This is a genomic window from Rathayibacter sp. PhB151, assembly GCF_004366415.1.
GTDB classification, from domain to species: domain Bacteria; phylum Actinomycetota; class Actinomycetes; order Actinomycetales; family Microbacteriaceae; genus Rathayibacter; species Rathayibacter festucae.
Genome location: NZ_SOEN01000008.1, coordinates 299197 through 316126, shown reverse-complemented (window position 1 = coordinate 316126; position 16930 = coordinate 299197). Strand labels below are relative to the sequence as shown.

Below are 16930 nucleotides of genomic sequence, written 5' to 3'. Positions count from 1 at the left end.
CCCCGCGAGAGCCCCGGAGCCCCCACCCGCCGCACCCCACCGGGTCGCGGCGGCGGCGGCCTGCCGACCACCGACTACACCCCCGAGTCGCCGTCGGCCGGGACGACGGGCGCCGAGGCCCGCACCGCCCCGTCCCACAGCCGGATCGCCGCGCGCGGCACCGGCCCGACGACGTCCACCCGCCACACCAGATCCACCGGCGACCCGGTCGACGCCTCGAACGGCACCACGTGGATCGGCGCCGACGGATCGAACCGCAGCCGCTCCTGCAGCCGCGACGGCGCGACGAGGAAGCTCGTCACGCGCTCGTGGTAGCGCTCGCCCACCTGCAGCTCGGTCAGCACCGTGGCGCTCACCGGGGTCATCGGGTCGGCGCGGGTCAGCGAGTCGAGCAGGAAGTCGTCCCACGGGACGTCGAGCTCGACGCCCTCGAAGTCCTCGGGGCGGCGCAGCGCGTTCAGCGGGTTCGTGCCCATCGGGCGGACCCGCGGGCGGGCGATCGCCTCCTCGTCGCGCTGCACGGAGGCGACGATGTCGGCCAGGCGCGGGGCGGCGATCCGGGTGAGCAGCGACTCGTCGTCGAGGGCGCGCAGCAGCATCCGCCGGGTGTGGTTCGACGAGTGCGGGAGGTCCTCGTCCAGCGCCGACAGGCCGAAGCCCTGGCCGGCTCCGTAGTCCGCGGCCATCTCCTGCACGAGCGCCTCGAAGGCCTCGTGCCGCCAGCCGCGACGGACGAGCTTGGACGTCATCGCGGCGCGCATCCGGGCGACGGCCGCCGTCTCCTCGCCGCTGACGGTCGCGAGGCGCACGGCGAACGGCATGGCGCCGCGCTCCACGTCGAAGGTCTCGTGCTGCAGCCACACGGGCGGCACGTGCCACGGACGATGCACGGCCTTGGACAGCAGCACCAGCCACTCGACGGCCTGGCGGTGCACCGAGCGCAGGCGCGCGGCCTCCTCGCGGGCGCGGCGGGCACTGCGGCCGTAGTGCGCGAGGCGGGTGCGCTCGAGCTGGATACGCCGCTCGAAGCGCGACCAGCCGGCGTGGTACCGGACGAGCGAGATCAGCGTGATCAGCACTCCGGCACCGGCCAGGCCGACGAGCACCCAGAGCAGGATCGAGGTGATCAGCCCGGGATCGAAGGTGCCCGCGGGCTGCCGCGAGGCGTAGTCGTTGACGAACCAGATGCCGACGCCGACCACGATCGCGAGCGACAGCACGGTGACCCAGCCGACGAGCAGCGTTCGGTGGAACTCGCGGCGCAGGCCCAGCAGCTCGCCGGGGCGCTGCGGGCGGATCGCGTCGATCTCGCCCTTGAGGTACGCGACCTCGTCCTCGGCGCGGCGGCGCTCGGCGCCGATCCGGTCGAGGAAGCGCCAGACGAACGAGGAGCTCTGCCGGCCGGCCCACAGGTCGTACTCGCCGAGCGCCTGCAGGCGTCCGGAGCGGCGCGCCTCGGCGTCGTAGGCGGACACGGGCGGCTCGACGGGCTCGGGAGCCTCCTCCGCGGGGACCTCGATCTGCACGACGGTCCGCGGCTCGGCGGCCTCGCCCTCGACGAGCGTCTCCTGCGCGGGCGGCGCGAACGCGGCGGAGTCGGAGGGCCCGGCCTCGGACTCCTGCGCGACCGACGCCTCAGCAGCCTCGGGAGCAGCACCGGCCTCGACCGGCACCTGCGCGGCAGCCGCGGCAGCCGCCGCCTCCGACGCCGACACCCAGTTCTGCAGCCTCTCCCGCGGATCCGCGAGCGCCAGCGCGTACCAGTCCACCCGCTCCGGGAACCCCGGCGGCACGTCGTAGCCCGACGCCACCCACGGGTCGTCCGGCAGCGCGAGCACGTCGCCCACCCGCCCGAAGACGGGCACGGCCCCCTCGACGGGCGCGAAGCCCGCGTCGCGGAGGTCGGCGCTGCCGTCGAGCGCGCCGAAGACCAGCTCGCGCAGGCCCGCCCAGAGCTGCGGCGTCGTGCGGACGTGCGCCATCGCGGCGGGCGCGTCGGCCTCGGCACGGGCGCGGCCCTCGTCCTCGCGGAGGTGCTCGAGGTCGGCGACCAGGAGCCGGTCGCGGACGTCCAGCACCTCGTCGTAGTCGGCCCCGACCACGGCCGAGCCCTGCGAGGTGTGCAGGGCGCGGGTCACCGAGCGGTTCGCGCTCGAGGTGATCCAGAGCACGGCCCAGCGCGGGATCTGCACGAGCTTGCCGGCCGAGAAGGCGAAGAAGCGGCCGATCTGCGCCCAGAAGCCGATCCGCTCGGGCTCCGGCACGTCGAGCGAGCCGGCGGAGTCATAGGTGAGCGCCCCGCCGTCCAGGCGCAGCGCTCCGGCGACCATGCTCTCGACGTAGCCCGCGATCTGGCCGTCGTCGATGTAGGCGGTGCCGGGCGGCGGCGGGCTGACGCTGGGGTCGATCAGCAGCGAGTCCGGGCGGGCGGCGTTCTCGAGCACGCCCGCGGCGACGCGGCGGCCGAGCGACTCGGTCAGCACTGCGTTGAGGAACACGCGCGAGATCCAGACGGAGTCGCCGCCGTCGGACTCGCGGCTCATCAGCTCGACGCTGCCGTCGGTGACGCCGTTCCACAGCCCGGCGACGCTCGCCAGGTGGGTGAGCGTGAAGCCGGTGAAGCGCTCGTCGTCGCGGACGAACGCGTCGCCGGACCACGGGCTCGAGCGGTCCTCGGGCGAGGCGATGACGACGAAGCCGTGCTCGTGCGCCTCCACCCGCTCGCGCAGCTGGAACGCGGTCGGCGCGCAGATCAGCGTGACCCGGCGCAGCTCCGTGGTCTGGTCGGCGAGGGTCGCCGACGGGTTCGGCAGCGGCATCGAGGTGCGCACCCAGCGGCTGACGAGGTCGGCGACCGCGTCCTGCGCCTCGTCGGTCTCGCGCTCGGGCAGGGCCGAGCGGAGGGTGACCAGGCGGACGAGGGCGAGCGGCTCCTCCGCGAGCGCCTCGAACAGGTCGACCGCGATCGCGACGGACTCGAGGTCGGCGCCCACGCCGAGCACCACGGCCTCGATCTGCGGCGGCGCGTAGGGCGAGGTCTTGACGTGCTCGGGCAGCACCCAGAGGGCCTGGCCGAGCAGGCCGGTCTTCGTCCACTGCGCCGCCAGCTCGAGCAGGGTCTCGCCCTGTGCGCCGCTGGGCAGCAGGACGATCGCCGCCTTGCCGTCGGGCCAGAAGCCGGCGGGCCCGTAGCCGTCCGGTCGGATCTCCGGGGGCACGCTCAGACTCCGGAGTCGCGCGGACCGGTCGAGACGACCGACGACACCAGCCCGAGCAGCGCCTCGCGGAACTGCTCGCGCATCTCCCAGGTGACCGGGTAGTCGTAGACCGAGACCATGTCGTCCTGCTGCACGATGTCGCTGTCGAAGCGGGCGAGCTCGGCGGTCAGGTAGGCCTGCACGGCGGAGCGGCGCGACGCGAGGTCGCCGTCCGCACTGCCGGCGCGGGACGACTCCGGCACCGGGGCGCCGGTCGGCAGCGCGCCGGTCTGCAGCCACTCGGCCAGCTCGGTCTCCTCGCCGCGGCTGCCACCGAGCGAGATCAGCACGCGGTAGGCAGCGAGCGGCGCGAGCGTGCCGTCGACGTTGCAGAGCGCCATCGCGATGGCGAGCGACTGCAGCACGACACCGGGGAAGTCGGCGGGGCGGGCGTTGCGCTCGCTCAGCAGCGGGTGCGGGAAGTCGGCCAGCGCGCGGGTCGCCGGGTCCCAGACCGAGAGCTTGGGGCCCTTCTCGCCCTGCGAGGCGTCGACGGCGAGACGGCCGAGGGCCTTGGCGACGTACCAGCCGCGGATCATCGACTCGATCGCGCGCGGGTCCGCCGGGATGCTCTCGCCGAGCAGGCGGGCGCGCTTGAACTTCCAGAACGCCTCGCGGCTGTCCTGGGTGTTCGACTGCGCGAGCCAGCCGCGGGCGATCGGCTCCATCACGGAGTCCATCACGATGGGCTCGTAGGGGAAGCCGGACATCGCGAAGACCTCGATGCCGTCGACCTTCTGGTCCTGGAACCACGACTCGCTGGTCGCGTCGTCCCAGACGCCCATCTGGCCGAGCACGCCCTTGGTCACCTCGTACATCTCGGTGCCGGCGCGGAACGGGATCGAGCTGAAGACCAGCGAGGTGTCCTCGTTGATCGCCTTGCCGTGCACGGCGCGCAGCAGCGCCGGGTTGAGCTTCACCAGCGGCTCGCTCGCGCCGAGGGCGGCCTGGAGCTGCTCGCGGTAGCGGTCGCGGCGCGCAGCGAAGACGTCGGGCGGCAGCACCTCGGAGTCGAAGAAGCCGAGCAGGTCCTCGCCGATGTAGGCGGCGAACGGGGTGCCGTCGCGCTTCATCCACGCGCGGGCGCGGCCGACGTAGACCTCCGGGTCGGTCGCGAGCTCGAAGGAGGCGCGCTGGGCCGGGTTGGCGACGGCCGGGTCCGCGGTGACGGTCGGCTTCCAGGTGCGCGGGTTGCCGACGAGCGACCAGGCGCCCGCGTCCGACTCGCTGTCCGGGCTGACGCCGACGAGCTGGTCGGCGAGCACGCGCAGGACGGCGTCCTGGTACTTGGCGTCGCCGTCGACGGAGGCGCGCACCAGCTTCTGGAACTCGGCCGGGTACTTCTCCGGCTCGACGAGCATCCGCTCGTTGGGCGCGGGCGAGTACTTGCGCGGGACGGTCTCGTCGACGCGGCGGGGCCAGAACTCGTAGGCGTTCTCGCGGTCGTCGCTGGTCTTCCGCGAGTGCACGCGCTGCAGCAGCGCGGTGCGGGAGCCGTCGAGGTAGTCGGCGAGCGGGCCGAGGAAGGTCTCGCGCAGCTCGGCGAGCAGCGCCCAGGCGGAGTCGCGGAGGGCCGCCTCGGAGGACCACTCGAGCGCCTGGCCGAGGCGCTGGATGGCGAACTGCACCGCCTCCTGGTCCGGGCGGATCGACTGCTGGTTGGCCGAGGTGCGCAGCTCGTCCGAGACGAGCGAGCTGAGGGTGCCCACCCACTCCTCGTGCTGGCGGGCCTCGACGCGCAGCGCGTCGACGGTGCCCTTGAGGCCGCGCTCGAGGCGGCGGAGCATCGCGGTGACGACGGGCAGGCCGTCCTGCGCGACGTAGCGCGAGACCGTCTCGAGGATGTGGCCGGGCATCGTGCGCGTCCACTCGTCGAGGCGGCGCTGGCGGGCCTCGCGGTCGCGCTGGAGCAGGCGCGGGCTGTGCCGGGTGAACTCGTTGACGAGCCGGTCGGTCCAGGTGGTGATGTCGGTGCCGCCCTGGCGGTCGAGCGACTCGGGGCGGGCCAGCTCGTCGTCGGCGCCGCGCTGCAGCTCGGCCTTGATCAGGTCGAGGGTGCTCTGATCGCGCAGCGCGTCGGTGACGTCGTTGTGCTCGGCGGTCTCCTCGTTCAGGCGCAGCTCGCGGAGGAAGCGCTGGTACTCGCTGTCGGCCGACTTCTCGATGTACTCGCGCTCGGTCATCCGCTCGAACTGCGGGTCCTCCTCGGCGTGCGCGAAGAGCATCCGGTCGATCGCGGAGCGGGCGAAGCGCTCGGCGGAGTACTCCAGGAAGCGCTCGCGGCCCAGGGTGACCCGGCCGAAGCCGATCGAGGAGAACGGCGGCGAGTGGTGCGCGGGGCTCATCAGCCCGGAGTTGTCGGGCAGCACGTTGGCGGCCGAGCGGGCCTGCCAGTTGCCGGACGAGTAGGCGATCATGTCGTCCTGCACGCGCTCGTCGATCATCCACGCGGTGAGGCTGGTGGCGACGGCGTCGTAGACGGCGTTCTGGTCCTCGAAGGTGACCTTGCTGTTGCTGCGGCCGACGATGAACGGGTACGCGGCGCCGACGCGGTCCATCGCGGCGCCGTAGGAGGGCGCGACGCCCTTGGTGCGCAGCAGCTCGAGGGTCGCGGCGGAGGGCGTGTCGGTCCAGAAGCCGTTCATCGTCTCGGAGATCGCGGCGAGCGCGTTGCCGGGCATGCCGGCGGTGACCGAGAGCTGATCGAAGACGTCGGGCGCGTAGAGCATGCTGAAGAACTGGTTCGACCACGGGTACTGCTTCGCGGTCGACTTGATGATCTCGATGATGTCGAGGAACTGGCCGGCTCCCGAGCCGCCGGCGACCGACGAGATCACGATGACGATCGGGCTGCCGTCTCCGCCGTCGTCGCGGGCGCGCAGGCGCTGGCCGAGGGTCTGCAGCTCGGCGAGCGACTCGGCGTCGTTCATCTTCCCGATCGCGAGGCGCGCGGCCTGGGCGATCTCCTTGGTGGCGGCGAGCGCGACGGCGCGGCCGACGGCGCGGTACTGGCCGGCGCCCTTGGTCACGTCGACCTTGACCAGGCGCGGGTCAGGCAGCTGGCGCTCGATGTCGTGGCGCATCGCATTGTTGGTCGCGTGGGCGCTCGTGATCGAGCCGTGCACGATGTCGAAGGTCGCGGCGGTGCTGACCAGGCCGCGGTAGTCCTGCCGGGGCAGGAACGGCGCCTGGTACTCCATGCCGTCCTGGACGGTGGGGGTGTCGAAGTGCAGGAAGCGCCAGGCGGCGGGGATGCCGCCCTCCCAGCCGAGCTGCTGGAGCTTGAGCTCGAGCTGGTACTTGATGCCGCGGAGGGTCTTGCCGCCGGAGCCGCCGACTCCGATCAGGAGGAAGGGTCTGAGCATGAGGTCCTGCTTTCGTCTGGTCGCGCGGTGTTCCTGCGGTAGCGCGGTGTGTCGTGTGTCGTCGTGCGGGCGGTGCCGGGAGGCGGAGCGCCGTCAGCGACTGCGGGGCGGAGGGGTGCGGGGGCCGGCCCGGCCGGGCGGCGGCGGGGGCGGGGTGGAGCCGCCGGGCCGCGGGGGCGGCGGTCCGCCGGGGCGGCCGGGCGCTCCCTGCGTCCGGGGCGGCGGGCCGCCGGGGCGCGGGGGCGAGGAGGGGCGGGGCGGAGTCGCGGTGGGCGTTCCGCTCTGGGCGCTCCGCGGCGGGACGGAGGAGCGGGCCTCGGCGGCCGCTGGCGGGGCGGCGGGCACGGGCTGCTGCGGCTCCCGGCGCTCGGGGCGCTTCGCCGCCCGCTCGCGGCGGAGCACGTCGACCGTCTTCCAGGCGGGCTCGCCGGAGTCGCGCAGCAGGTCCTCGAGGCGTCGCTCGTACTGGCCCTCGTCGTCGCGGTCGACGCGGTGGTAGAGCACGGCCGTGGCGCGGACGGGCTCGTCGCCGCGGGGGCGCTCGAGCTCCTGCTCCGAGACGACGATCGCCCAGAAGACGTCGAGCGGGAGCGCAGAGAACTCGACGCCGCCGTTGCCGAGCGGCCGCCCGGCGGAGGTGCCGCGGGTGCCGGTGCGGGAGGCGACGATCTCGCCGCCGGCGGGCGGCCCGACGCGGTAGCTCGGCGCCTTCAGCGGCCACCACGGCACGTGCGCGCGGAGCCGGCCGAGCTCGGGGTCGGGCAGCTCGCGGACGCCGGTCTCGCTGCGGAGGTAGCGGAAGCGCTCGTCGAGGCGGCCGTGCGTCAGCGCGGAGCGGACGCCCTCCGGCGTGATCTCGACGGGGATCGTGCCGCGCTGGAACGAGCCGTTCATCGCGATCTTCGCCTTCGCCCGGTTGAAGAGGTAGAGGCCGAGCAGCGGGAGGAGCACGCCGAGCAGCAGGAGGACGAGCGCGACCAGTCCGATCGCCGCGGCGTTCACCGGGAAGGTCGACGGGAAGGACAGCGCGACGGTCTGCGGGGCGCTGCTGCCGCCCGCGGTGCGGAGGTCGAGCGGGAGGGTCGCGGCGACCGAGGAGTCGGCGGCGACCGGGTTCTCGGCGGAGACGGTCACGGTGCGCGAGGCGCCCTGCGCGACGTCGAGGCAGGCGCCCGGCGCGAGGGCGGTGCCCGACTCGTCGGTGAAGCTCCACTGCCAGGCGTCCGCGCGGTCGGCGTTGTCGCTGGTGACGGTCGGCGCGGCGGAGAGGCAGACCTGGCCGTCGCCGCCCGCGGTCGGCCCCTGGATCGCGAGAGTGCCCTCCGCGCGGCCGTCGGCGCCGGTCAGCTCGCTGAGCACGAGCGGCGAGGCGACGCTCGGGAAGGCGGCGGGCAGCACGGTCCTGATCCGCTGCTGCGTGGTGACCGGGGCGAGCTCGATCGCGTGCTCGGCGGTGGTCAGCGGGTCGAGCGAGGCGGTGACGAGCAGCTCGGAGGCGGTGACGTCGGAGGGCAGCGGGATCGTGATGACGCCGGAGGCCGCGTCGATCGCGGCGTCGGTCAATGGAGTGATCGCCCCGTCCGCGGTGCTGGTCGCGATGAAGTCCTTCTGCCCGAAGACGGAGAGGTCGACCGGCCGGCCGTCCGGGTCCTGGACGCGGGCGGTGAGGGTCGCGGAGAGCGTGCCGTCCTCGCCGCGCTGCACCTGGTTGGCGTCGTCGAAGACGATCCGCAGGTCGCTGAAGGCGAAGACCTCGGTCGTGCCGGGCGAGGTCAGCGTCCACTGCCCCTGCAGCTCGGGCCGGTCGACGGCGATCTCGAGCCGCGAGACGCCGGAGGACTGCGTGACCGTCACCTCGGGCGCGGTGGCGGAGGCGGAGAGGGTGCCGAGGCCGGAGGAGGCGGGCGCCTGCAGCGTCCAGCCGTCCTTCACCACGGCCTGGATCCGCGCGACGCCCGGGTCGATCCAGAAGGAGCCGTTCGCGTCGAGCGCCTGGGACGCGCCGCCGGCGATGCGCGCGCCGAGCTGGAGGAAGACGGAGGCGAGCGCGTCGGGGTCGGAGGCGTCCACCACGGCGCCGCGGACGGAGCCCTCGGGCGCGACGGCCGGTCCGCAGGTCGCGGTGCCGCCGCCGTAGGCGCCGCTGCCCTCGACGAGCGGCCACATCACGCGGGCCTCCTCGCGCTGCTCCCCGTCGGCCAGGAGCGTGCCGAGGACGACGACGCCGGCCTGGCGGAGCGCCGCGAGCAGGCCGTTGCCCTCGGGCTCGTCGCCGTCGGGGTCGATCCGGACACCGCAGAGCGCATTGGTCGCGTCGGCGGTGGCCTGCGCGGAGCCGAGATCGATCTCGCCGTCGGTCAGCCAGATGACCAGCTGGCAGGCGGAGCCGGCGCTCGGCTGGCTCTGCAGCGCGGTCTGCACGCCCTGCAGTCCGGCGAGCCAGTTGGTGCCGCCGCCGGGGTTCTTGTCGCGGATGACGCCGGCGAGCGCCTCCGGACTCTCCTGCGACCACGGACGCCAGTCGACCGCCGGCTCGAAGGCGCGGCTGAAGAAGGCGGCGCCCCAGTTGACGGTGAGCGAGTCGCGGAGGCCGCCGAGCTCCTGCAGGCTGCCCGCGAGGATGCCGGCCCGCGCGACGTCGGGGTCGGAGCCGCGGCCGTCGTCGCCGCCGGTGTTCAGCGAGCCGGAGCTGTCGACGAGGTAGTAGACGTTGAGGACGTCGGAGGAGGAGAGGCAGGTGCGCAGGTCCTCGATCGCGCCACGGCCGATGTCGGTGAGCGAGGCGGTGCTGGCGGCGGTGCCCGTGGTCGCCGCGCTCGCCGGCTGCGCCGCCGCCCCGAGTCCGAGGACGAGCAGGAGCGCGGTGACCGCGATCGCGAGGGCGCGGCGGATCACGTGCCCAGCCACTCGGAGATCGGGACGCTGATGTTGAGGACGTGCCAGGCGCCGAGCACGAGCGCCGCGGCCGAGAGCCAGTAGAGGGCGCGGGTGAAGCGCGCGTCGGGCACGAAGCGGCGGGCGTCGCGGAGGGAGTGCGCGCGCTGGGAGGAGAGGTCCCAGCCGGTCGCGAGGAAGACGAGCAGCGGCGTCAGCACGTAGCCCGCGACGCTCAGCCAGACCGCGCTGCCGCGCACCAGCGGGAGCGGCACCCCGAGCACGCGCACGGGCGCTGAGGCGACGGAGGCGGCCACGACGGCCAGCACCAGGCTCACCACGAGCCCCGCGGCACCCACTGCAAGAGGCAGGATGCTGGCGGTTCGTCGGGCCGCGGGGGCCCGGTCACGCACGGTCGACACCGCTCCACCCTCCGCTGTCGCAGCTGAACGCTCCCTGTTGGGGGCGGTCCTCCAGTATGCGGACCCCGCCACGAGCCGCCAAACCCCGCAACGGGGCGCCCGGGTGCCGAGCATGCTGATCGAGTAGCGCGCGGAGCGCGCGTATCGAGATCCACCACCCCCTGCACGCCGGGTCTCGATACGCCGCTCCGCGGCCACTCGACCACCATGGCTTGGCCGCTCATCGAGCATCGCGCGAAGCGCTCCTCCCTGCTGATCGAGTAGCGCGCGAAGCGCGCGTATCGAGATCCACCCCGCCCGCACCCCCGGCCGCCCGCCGCCGCCCGCCGCCGCCCGGATGGTTGACTGGCCCCATGGAGATCGTTCTCGGAGTCGTCGGCCTGCTCGGCGGTCTCATCGTCGCGGCCGCCGCCGTGGTCGCCGTCGTCATCGGCCGGCGCCGCGCGAAGCCGGCCTCGCTGGTCGACATCGACGTGCGCCTGTCGCACGCGGGCGACGACTGGTGGCGGGTCACCGCGACGGTCCGCAACCTCGGCCGCACCGACCTCCCCCCGACGACCTTCGTCGCCGACCGCCCGATCTCCTTCACCCTCGCCGGCTCCTCCTCCGCCGAGTGGTACGGCGCCCCGCCCCAGACCCCGGAGTGGTCGATCGACCCGTCCGGCTCCCTTCTGCTCGCGCCCGTCCTCCTCCTCCGCGGCGTCCCCGTGAGCGCGACGGCCGTCGTCCGCGGTCGGCCGGAGGTCCGCATCGACGCGCCGCTGCGCTACATCCCGGTCCGCGAGAACGTGGTCGAGACGACGGGAGCGGCACCCGCGTGGGGCGAGCCCGCGGCCGCCTCCACCAATCCCGCTCACCCCTCCTCCGCCCCGCCCGCTCCGCAGCGCCTCGTCGACGCTCCCCTCGAGCCGCGCCCCGAGCGCGAGAGCGTGCTCCGCGGCGGCTTCGGCATGTGGTCGGCGATCGCGGCAGGAGGGCTCGGCGCCGTCTTCATCGGCGTCGGGATCGCTCTGTCGCTGGCCGGCCTGAACTCGACGCCCCTCGGCTCCTCCGGCGTCGTGCTGATCGGCGCCGGCCTGACCGGCCTCGTCGGCACCCTCGTCGTCCGTCTGCTCCGCCGCTGGCTCGAGCCGCCGGCCCTCTGGCGCACCCCGCGGCAGCGCCTGCGCCGCCCCGGCACGATCGTCGTGCTCGTCCTCGCCTACGCCGGCCTCGCACTCTTCTGCCTCGAGTTCCTGGTCGAGGACGTCAGCGGTGACACCACCTGGGTCGCGGGAGTCGCCGTGCTGCTGCTCCTCGCCGCGCTGCTGGGCACGGGCCTGGTCGGCTTCCTCCGCCTGGTCGTGCTGCTCGGCGTGCGACGCGCCTCGCGGGGCGCGACGGCCTGACCGCCGCCCGCGCCGAGCAGGGGTCTAGCCCCGCGGCGGGGCCGTCGACTCGCGGACGATAAGGCTGGTGGCCAGCTCGATGCGGTGCGAGAGGGGCGGGATGCCGTCGTGCATCCGGACCAAGGTCTCCAGGCCGAGACGGCCGAGGTCGTGCATGGGCGTGTGCACGGTCGAGAGGAGCACGGCGGTCGGCAGCGCGGCGAAGGTGTCGTCGTAGCCCATCACGCTCAGGTCCTCCGGGACGCGCAGGCCGGCCGCGATCGCGGCGCGGATCGTCTGCAGGCCGTCGATGTCGTTGGTCGCGACGACGGCGGTCGGCGGATCGTCCAGTGCCAGGAGTCCCGGAACCAGGTGCTCGGCCGACCCCATCCCCTGCTCGGAGACGAGCGCCGGGTCCTCCGGCAGGCCCGCCGCGGCGAGCGCCTCGCGGTAGCCGCCGTAGCGGGCGCGCAGCCCGGGGTTACGGGCGTCGCCGCCGACGAAGGCGATCCTCCGGTGGCCGAGCGAGACGAGGTGCTCGGTGGACTGCTGCCCGCCCACCCAGTGGTTCGAGCCGACGCTGACCACGGACGGGTCGAGCGGGTTCGGCGCATCGACCGCGACGAGCGGCAGCGCGGCCTCGGCGGCGGCGGCCACGATCTCCGCGTCGATCGCGGTGGTCACGGCGAGGATCCCGAGATGCCCTTTCGCCGCGACGGAGCGGACGAACGCGGCGTCGAAGCGGAGCGACTCGTCGGCGGAGCCGCTCGGCGCGAGGACGCCGGTCGTCACATCGACGCGCTCGCTCTGCGCGCCTCCGACGACGCCCTCGAGCACGCGCAAGGAGTAGACGCTGAGCAGGGTGTCGAAGACGACGGTGACGCCGCCGCCGACCCGGGGCGCCCGGGTGCTCGGGCTGTAGCCGAGCTCGCGGAGGGACTGCTCGACCCGCGCGCGCGTCGCGGCGGACGCGCCGGGCCGGCCGTTGAGGACCTTCGACGCGGTCGCCTTCGAGACGCCGGCGTGCGCCGCGACGACGTCCAGCGTGACGCGCGTGTCCGGCGTGCGGGCCACAGGCCCTCCTCTCAACGGTGCCCCGACCCTACCGAAACCGTTTCCTCCCCGCCCCCTGACCTGGTGCGCGTCCGTCGCGCGCCGCGAGATGCCACTTGCGTACGCGACACGCCGTAAGAAGCGTGCACAAGTGGCATCTCGCGGAGGGGAGGGAGGACTCGGGGCGTCATATCGATTCGACCGGCAGGAGCGCCGCTGGTTGGATACCGAGTATGAGTAGGCATGTCGTCGTCGTCGGGGCCGGGCTCTTCGGGGCCGCCACCGCGCTGCACCTCGCGCGCGGGGGCGCCCGGGTCACGCTGGTCGAGTCGGGGGACGCGGCGCGCGGCACCACGGCGGCCGGCGCCGGCTTCGTCGGCCTGTGGGCCGCGGGCTACGCCTGGTACTGGAACGAGTCCGAGCGCGACCTCGAGCAGTACGGCCTCGACTTCTACCGCGCCCTCGCCGTCGATCCCGACCGCGGCGGCGTCGACATCCTCCTCCGCGAGACCGGCAGCGCCTGGCTCGCCGTCACCGAGGAGGGCGTCCGCGACCACCTCGGCCCGCTCGCCGAGCACCCGCTGCGTCCGGAGGGCTCCCGCGAGCTCTCGCCGCAAGAGGCCGCCGAGCTCGTCCCCGGCCTCGACGCAAGAGCGGTCACCGGCGGCTTCCTCCAGCCCGACGGCATCCAGATCAGCGCCCCCGACGCCGCGCTCGCCCTGGTCGCCGCGGCCCGCGCGGCCGGAGTCGAGATCGTCGAGCACGCGCCCGTCACCGAGGTCCTCGCGACCGACGGCCGCGCGAGCGGCGTCCGCACCGCCGACGGCCGCATCTTTTCCGGCGACAGCGTCGTGCTGGCGGCGGGGTCCTGGACGAACGAGCTGCTCGCCCCGCTCGGCCGCCGCCTCCCGCTGGCCCGCGTCGTCGCGAGCCGCCTCACCACCGCGCCCTTCGGCCTCCCGCACCTGCCGACGCTGATGCTGCCCGAGCTCGGCGGCCTCTGGGTCCGCGAGCACCTCGGCGGCCTCACCTACGGCAACGGCGTCGGCTACGAGCCGCTCGGCGAGTCCGCCGCCGACCGCCGCCCGCACCGCACCGACCTCGTCGAGGCGATGGACGCGCACCTCGCCCCGCTGATCGCCCGCCTGATCCCCGCCTCCGCCGACGCGCTGCACGAGACCGAGTGGACGCAGGGCGTCGTCTCCTACACCGCCGACCGCCGCTTCCTGGCCGGCCCCGTCCCCGAGCTGCCCGGGCTGTTCGTCGCCGCAGGCGACAACGAGTCCGGGGTGACGCACGGGCCCGGTCTCGGCCGTCTCGTCGCCGAGCTGGTCCTCCACGGCACCACGACCCTCGGTGACGCCGAGCTCTACGCTCCGGCCCGCTTCGCCGCTCAGCAGTTCCCCGACGAGGCCGCCGTGCGCGCGGCGATGCCGGCCCGGCGCCTGGTCGACGCGGTGGGCGGCCGATGACCGGCCGCGACGTCGTGGTCGTCGGCGCGGGCCTCGTCGGCGCCGCCGCCGCGCGCTCCCTCGCCGAGCGCGGCGATCGGGTGCTGCTGTTCGAGCGCTTCGAGCGCGGGCACGACCGCGGCTCCTCGCACGGCGAGACCCGCATCTTCCGCCGCGGCTACGCGGAGGACGACTACCGAGCGCTGACCGGACGGGCGGCCGCCGAGTGGGCGCGGCTCGAGCGGGAGTCGGGCCGGAGCCTCTTCACCGCGACCGGCGCGATCGACCACGGCGACGCCTCCGCCCTGCTCGCGATCGAGGAGGCCTTCGCCCGCGACGGCATCCCCTGCGAGCGCCTCGACGCGGAGGAGGCCGCCGCACGCTGGCCCGGCCTGCGCTTCGAGACCGACGTGCTGCTGCACCCGGAGGGCGGCCGGCTCGATGCCGCCGCCGCGATCGACGCGCTGCTCGACTCCGCGGAGTCGCACGGGGCCGTCGTCCGGGCGAGCACCGGCGTCCGGGCGATCGAGGAGCGCGACGGCGGCGTTCGCGTCGTCACCGACGAGGGTCCGCTGCTCGCCGACGCGGTCGTCGTCGCGGGCGGCTCCTGGACGCCGGGACTCGTGGAGGGGCTGGTCGCCGCGGCCGGCCGCTCCCTCCCGCCGCTGCGGATCACGCAGGAGCAGCCCGCGCACTTCACGACGGACCTGCCGCTCGACGCCTGGCCGAGCTTCGTGCACCACCGCGGCGACGAGCCGACGATCTACGGCCTGGCGACCCCGGGCGTCGGCGTGAAGGTCGGCGAGCACGGCACCGGCCGCGTCGTCGATCCGGACCACCGCGACTTCCGCGCCGAGCCCGAGCGGCTCGCCCGGCTCGTCGAGTACGTCGCCGACTGGCTGCCGGGCGTCGACGCGGCGAGCGCCGACCCGATCTCCTGCCTCTACGACAGCACGCCGACGGAGGACTTCGTGCTCGACCGCGTCGGCCGCGTCACCCTCGCGACCGGCTTCTCCGGCCACGGCTTCAAGTTCGGGCCCGTGCTCGGCGAGCTGCTGGCCGATCTGGTCGACGGCGCCGATGCGCTCGACCGCTTCCGGCTCGCGACCCTCTAGATCTCCACCACTCCCCCGCACCACGGACGAAAGCAGCAGCATGCAGACACTCCGCGCCCTCGGCGCCCTCGCCGCCCTCGGCACCGCCGTCGCCCTCGCCGGCTGCACGGCCCCCGGCAGCTCGAGCGACTCCGCCTCGGGCGAGCGCCTCGTCATCGGGACGACCGACTCGATCGTCTCGCTCGACCCGGCCGGCGCCTGGGACCGCGGCAGCTTCACGCCGCAGAACCAGATCTACCAGCACCTCCTGAGCTACGCGGACGGCTCCACCACGCCGGTCCCCGAGGCCGCCGAGGAGTGCGGCTTCGACGACGCGACGACCTACCGCTGCTCGATCGCGCCCGGCCTGACCTTCTCGAACGGCGACGAGCTGACCGCGTCGGACGTCGTCTTCTCCTTCCAGCGCGTCGTCGACATCGCCTCGGACAACGGCCCGTCGCCGCTGCTCGCGAACATGGAGTCGGTCGCGCAGGACGGCGACGATGTCGTCTTCACCCTCGCGGTGCCGAACGACCAGACCTGGCCGTACGTGCTCTCGAGCATGGCCGGACCGATCGTGGACGAGGAGGTCTTCCCCGCCGACGCGCTGCTCGACGACGCCGACGTGATCGGCTCCGGGCCCTACTCCGTGCAGAACTACGAGGCCGGCGGACTGCTGCAGCTCGCCGCGAACGAGTCGACCTCGAGCCCGGCGCCGAAGACCGCCGACGTCGTGCTGCGGCCGTACACCTCGTCGACCAACCTGCGGCTCGACGTGGAGAACGGCGCCGTGGACGTGGCCTACCGCTCGCTCACCGCGACCGACGTCGAGGACCTGCGCGGCAACGCGGACCTCCAGGTCGTCGACGGCCCCGGTGGCTCGGTGCGCTTCCTCACCTTCAACGTGAACACCCAGCCCGGCGGCACGCCCGAGCAGAAGCTCGCGATCCGCCAGGCCGTCGCCTCGCTGGTCGACCGCGACGAGCTGTCGGAGCAGGTCTACCGCGGCACCTACACGCCCGCCTACTCCGTCGTGCTCGACGGGCAGACCGGCGCGACGCAGGCCTTCGCCGACGCGTACGGCACGACCCCCGACGCGGACGCCGCCGCCGCGATCCTCAGCGCCGCCGGCGTCTCGACCCCGGTGACCCTGCCGCTGCAGTACACCTCCGACCACTACGGCCCCGACTCCGACCAGGAGTACGCGCTGATCAAGTCGCAGCTGGAGTCGTCGGGCCTGTTCACGGTCGACCTGCAGTCGACCGAGTGGACCAGCTACGTGAAGCAGCTCTCGCCGGACGCCGGCTACCCGGCCTACCAGCTCGGCTTCTTCCCGGACTACCCGGACCCGGACAACTTCCTCCGCTCGGCCTACTCGACCACCGGCGCCTCGGTCGCGAACGGCTACTCGAACCCGGCCGTCGACGCGCTGATCGACACGGAGGCGACCGCCACCGACCCCGCCGCTCGCGCCACCGCGATCGAGCAGATCCAGGCGCAGACCGCAGCGGACGCCCCGATCATCCCGCTGCTCCAGGGCCGCGAGACCGTCGTCGCCGCCTCGGGCGTCACCGGCATCGAGGACACCCTCGACGCGACGTACCTCTTCCGCTTCGGAGCCCTCGCGAAGTAGCAGGGAACGGCCCGTGAGGAGCCGCGAGCGGCGCTGCTCGCTGCGAGATGAGCCGCGCCTTCATGTTGGTCGAGTAGCCGCGCAGCGGCGTATCGAGACCGACCCGCTCAGCGCTCGACGAGCTCGCCCTCGACCCAGGCGTCGGGGGCGTCCTCGCTGTCCGCGGCCGCGGGCCGCATCCGGCGGTGCTGCGCCGCCGCGACCGCGAGCACCACCAGCAGCCCGAGCGCCGCGGTCGCCAGGGGGCCCGCCGCCTGTGCCAGCGCCGACCGCCAGACGATCTCGATCGGGGCGGTCAGCGAGTCGCCCTGCCACTGGTTCGGCAGCACGAGGATGATCGCCGGGATCGCCAGCAGAGCTGCCCACAGGACGAGATCGAGGAGGACGGCGCCCATCCACCAGACACGAGCACCG

Annotated in this window: 10 protein-coding genes; 4 read left to right on the top strand and 6 right to left on the bottom strand. The window is 74.3% G+C overall.

What is annotated here, in order from left to right; all coding sequences use genetic code 11:
• Positions 1 to 74: 74 nt before the first annotated feature.
• From EDF35_RS15150 to EDF35_RS15135, 4 genes are all read right to left on the bottom strand, one after another.
• Entirely contained in the window at positions 75 to 3218 is a 3144-nt protein-coding gene (locus EDF35_RS15150) for a hypothetical protein (RefSeq protein ID WP_133962931.1), read from the bottom strand.
• A 2-nt stretch (positions 3219 to 3220) separates the two neighbouring features.
• The gene (locus tag EDF35_RS15145) at positions 3221 to 6622 is read right to left on the bottom strand and encodes a tubulin-like doman-containing protein (RefSeq protein ID WP_133962930.1); all 3402 of its coding nucleotides are present in this window, start codon (positions 6620 to 6622) and stop codon (positions 3221 to 3223) included.
• Positions 6623 to 6715: 93 nt separating this feature from the next.
• A complete protein-coding gene (locus EDF35_RS15140) occupies positions 6716 to 9517 on the bottom strand; it encodes a hypothetical protein (protein ID WP_166674130.1) in 2802 nt (933 codons plus the stop codon).
• Positions 9514 to 9918, bottom strand: a complete 405-nt coding sequence (locus EDF35_RS15135) for a hypothetical protein (RefSeq protein ID WP_133962928.1) — start codon at positions 9916 to 9918, stop codon at positions 9514 to 9516. The genes EDF35_RS15140 and EDF35_RS15135 overlap by 4 nt, the downstream gene beginning before the upstream one ends.
• 353 nt (positions 9919 to 10271) lie before the next feature.
• On the opposite strand from EDF35_RS15135, the gene EDF35_RS15130 reads away from it, so the two are divergent.
• On the top strand, positions 10272 to 11306 hold the full coding sequence (locus EDF35_RS15130; RefSeq protein ID WP_133962927.1) for a hypothetical protein: 1035 nt from the start codon (positions 10272 to 10274) through the stop codon (positions 11304 to 11306).
• Positions 11307 to 11330: 24 nt separating this feature from the next.
• Here the strand turns inward: EDF35_RS15130 and EDF35_RS15125 are convergent, their stop codons facing one another.
• On the bottom strand, positions 11331 to 12359 hold the full coding sequence (locus tag EDF35_RS15125) for a LacI family DNA-binding transcriptional regulator (RefSeq protein WP_133962926.1): 1029 nt from the start codon (positions 12357 to 12359) through the stop codon (positions 11331 to 11333).
• Between the two features lie 122 nt (positions 12360 to 12481).
• On the opposite strand from EDF35_RS15125, the gene EDF35_RS15120 reads away from it, so the two are divergent.
• The 3 genes from EDF35_RS15120 to EDF35_RS15110 are packed head-to-tail and all read left to right on the top strand — an operon-like array spanning position 12482 to position 16516.
• On the top strand, positions 12482 to 13810 hold the full coding sequence (locus EDF35_RS15120) for an FAD-binding oxidoreductase (RefSeq protein WP_279587528.1): 1329 nt from the start codon (positions 12482 to 12484) through the stop codon (positions 13808 to 13810).
• Complete coding sequence (locus EDF35_RS15115; RefSeq protein ID WP_133962924.1) at positions 13807 to 14904, top strand: FAD-dependent oxidoreductase; 1098 nt, start codon at positions 13807 to 13809, stop codon at positions 14902 to 14904. Before EDF35_RS15120 ends, EDF35_RS15115 begins: the two co-directional genes overlap by 4 nt.
• Positions 14905 to 14944: 40 nt before the next feature.
• A complete protein-coding gene (locus tag EDF35_RS15110; protein WP_133962923.1) occupies positions 14945 to 16516 on the top strand; it encodes an ABC transporter substrate-binding protein in 1572 nt (523 codons plus the stop codon).
• A 107-nt stretch (positions 16517 to 16623) separates the two neighbouring features.
• On the opposite strand, the gene EDF35_RS15105 is transcribed toward EDF35_RS15110, so the two are convergent.
• On the bottom strand, positions 16624 to 16911 hold the full coding sequence (locus EDF35_RS15105; RefSeq protein WP_133962922.1) for a hypothetical protein: 288 nt from the start codon (positions 16909 to 16911) through the stop codon (positions 16624 to 16626).
• Between the last annotated feature and the right edge of the window lie 19 nt (positions 16912 to 16930).